This window comes from Streptomyces sp. NPDC002690, from assembly GCF_053592415.1.
In genome coordinates this window covers 1-2,607 of record NZ_JBSFVR010000615.1, presented here as the reverse complement: position 1 = coordinate 2,607, position 2,607 = coordinate 1, and the positions used below count along the sequence as shown (strand labels likewise).

The 2,607-nt window shown below is 70.6% G+C and carries 3 protein-coding genes; 2 read left to right on the top strand and 1 reads right to left on the bottom strand.

From position 1 onward, the window contains the following. Positions 1-132: 132 nt before the first annotated feature. A complete protein-coding gene (locus tag ACWD3D_RS35905; protein ID WP_451464857.1) occupies positions 133-345 on the bottom strand; it encodes an EF-hand domain-containing protein in 213 nt (70 codons plus the stop codon). A gap of 323 nt (positions 346-668) precedes the next feature. On the opposite strand from ACWD3D_RS35905, the gene ACWD3D_RS35900 reads away from it, so the two are divergent. Together ACWD3D_RS35900 and ACWD3D_RS35895 are read left to right on the top strand one after the other, a co-directional pair. Then, positions 669-1,403 carry an SMI1/KNR4 family protein gene (locus tag ACWD3D_RS35900; RefSeq protein ID WP_451464856.1) on the top strand — a complete coding sequence of 245 codons (735 nt, stop codon included), beginning with the start codon at positions 669-671 and terminating at the stop codon, positions 1,401-1,403. Between the two features lie 206 nt (positions 1,404-1,609). After that, a complete protein-coding gene (locus tag ACWD3D_RS35895) occupies positions 1,610-2,476 on the top strand; it encodes an AraC family transcriptional regulator (protein ID WP_451464855.1) in 867 nt (288 codons plus the stop codon). The last annotated feature ends 131 nt before the right edge of the window (positions 2,477-2,607 follow it).

Genomic DNA, 2,607 nt, shown 5'->3' with positions numbered 1-2,607 from the left:
GGGAACCTCGCGAGGTTCCCGCCCCGGCCGGCGGTGCACCACGGCGCCGTACCGGGCCCTGCCGTACCGGGGCCCTGTCGCACCCGGACGCGGCCCTACCGGGTCAGGGCGCCGGTGCGGTGTCGTGCCGCATCACGCGAAGTGCGACGTGAACTCTGCCAACGTGATCCGCCGATCCCCGTCCGTGTCGGCGTCCCGGACGAAGTCGGCGAGTTTCTGCCCCTCCAGCTTGCCGTCGTGGGCCTGGCCGTAGTCCCTGAGTTCCCCCAGGCGGATCGTTCCGTTGTTGTCCTTGTCGATCTCGGAGAACAGTGCCTTGGCGTCTTCCTCGGTCAGCTTGCTCATCGTGTCTTCCTGTCCTTGGGTCGTTCGGCTGGAGGGTCGGCGACGTCGTGTGAGCGGCGCAGACAGCGCTCCGACCGTAAGCCCATGGTCACGCTCGGTGCCACCATGGCTACGGCAGGTTCACTCTGGAGAGTTCGTGTTCCCCGGACGTCCGCACGCGGGGGTGGCGAACCGGCGGTGCGGGGTGACGGGGGCGCGGCCCGTGAGGTCGGGGGGCGGCCCACGGACTCCCCCCGTTCGGCTGGATCGGGGGCGTCGGGAGGCGGCCTTCCGGGCGGCCCGGGCTCGGATCCGGAAGGGTGGGGCCGGGTAGCCTCGTCGGCATGCCGTACGGTCCCGATGTCTCGGTGGCGCTGCGAGGCGGAGTGCGTACGCGCGCCCACGCCTGGGACTTCGTGCGCTGGTTCGCCGACGCCTGGGCGGGGCGCCCGCTGGAGCCTGAGGACGGCTTCGGCGAGGCCGAGTTGGTCGCTGTGGAGGACGGGTTGGGCTTCCGTCTTCCGGCAGCCCTCCGCGAGGGGTACGCCCTGTTCGGGCGCCGGGCCGACCTGACTCGGCAGCAGGATCCACTCGTCCCGATCACCGGGCTCCACGTGGACGACGCCCTGGGCGGTGGCGGTGTTCTGGTCTTTCGCCACGAGAATCAGGGCTGCGCCCTCTGGGCGATCCCGCTGGCCGGGATCGAACAGGACGATCCGCCGGTCCTGGTGGAGTCGCACGACGGGTGGATACCGTTCCTCGACCGGATGTCCCTCGCGTGGGTCGAACTCGTGCTGAGCGAATCGCTTTTCGGGGCGGACCATCTTCACCTCTACGACGCCTGCGAACTGCCGGAGGCACTGCTGCCGCGCCTTCATGGGCGTTACGCCCGTGTGGACCTGCCCGACCACCCCATGTGGGCGTCCGGGAGCGACTCGCCCGTGCGCTGGTACGCGGCCCCCGGTCGACTGGTGCGCCGGGACGGGCCGTACGACCACGCCTGGATCCACGCGCACGGGCGTACGCCGGCGGACCTCGAAGCCGTGCGCGAAGACCTCCCCGGCCCATGGGTCCGCTGAGGGTCTGACACCGGCCCGCCGCAAGCGTCCCGCGCGGGCCCGAGGCTCCTCCCCTTCCCCTTCCCCTTCCCCTTCCCCTTCCCCTTCCCTTGACGCGCACCGCTCCCTGCCCGAGCCGCGCACCCGACAGGATCGGGCACAGGATGTCGGGTCCGGTGTGATGGGCTCCTCCTAGCGTGGGGATCGTCAAGAGGAGGGACACCGGCATGCTGGAGCGGCTGAACCAGGCCATGGAGCACATCGAGCTCCATCTCGACCGGACTATCGAGGTGGACGAGCTGGCCCGCATCGCGGCGACCTCGGAGTACCACCTGCGCCGGATGTTCTCGGCGCTGGCGGGGATGCCGCTGTCGGAGTACGTCCGGCGCCGTCGGCTCACCCTGGCGGGCGCCGAAGTGCTGGCGGGGCGCGAGACGTTGCTGGAGATCGCGGTGCGCTACGGCTACGGCTCGGGCGAGGCGTTCGCGCGGGCGTTCCGGGCCATGCACGGCATCGGGCCGGGCGAGGCCAGGCGCACCGGGGCCGCGCTCAACTCCCGGCCCCGGATGTCCTTCCGCCTCACCGTCGAAGGAAGCAGCAGCATGCGCTATCGCATCGTGGAGAAGCCGGAGTTCACCGTCGTCGGACTCAAGGCCCGGGTTCCTCTGGTCCACTTGGGCCCGAACCAGGCGATCATCGACTTCGTCCGGGGCATCGACCCGCAAGTTCTGGAGCGCCTGGAGAAGCTCTCGGACCAGGAACCGCAGGGCATCGTCGCGGTCTGCGACGACCTCGATCCCAGCCGTACCGACGGAACCGAACTCGACTACTACCAAGGCGTGATGACGTCCGGTGAGGTGCCGGACGGCATGACCGCCCTGGTCGTCCCGGCCGGCACCTGGGGGGTCTTCATCGCCTCCGGGCCGGTGCCGCAGGCCATCCAGGAGCTGTGGCGGGACGTGTACGCCGAGTGGTTCCCGTCGAACCCGTACCGGAGCCGCCCCGGCCCGGAGATCCTGCGTACCCGGCTCTCGCCGGACAAGACCGAGGCCGAGGCCGAACTGTGGCTCCCGGTGGAGGCCGCGCGCGGCTGAACGAGCCCCGGGGCGCCCTGAGTACGGAGCTTCCTGTGGCTTCCATGGTCCCATTTGCCACCGGTCGTAGAGACACGGACGGTACGAATTGGGACCGGTACCGGCCGCACACGGCAGGTGTTTCGGCCGAG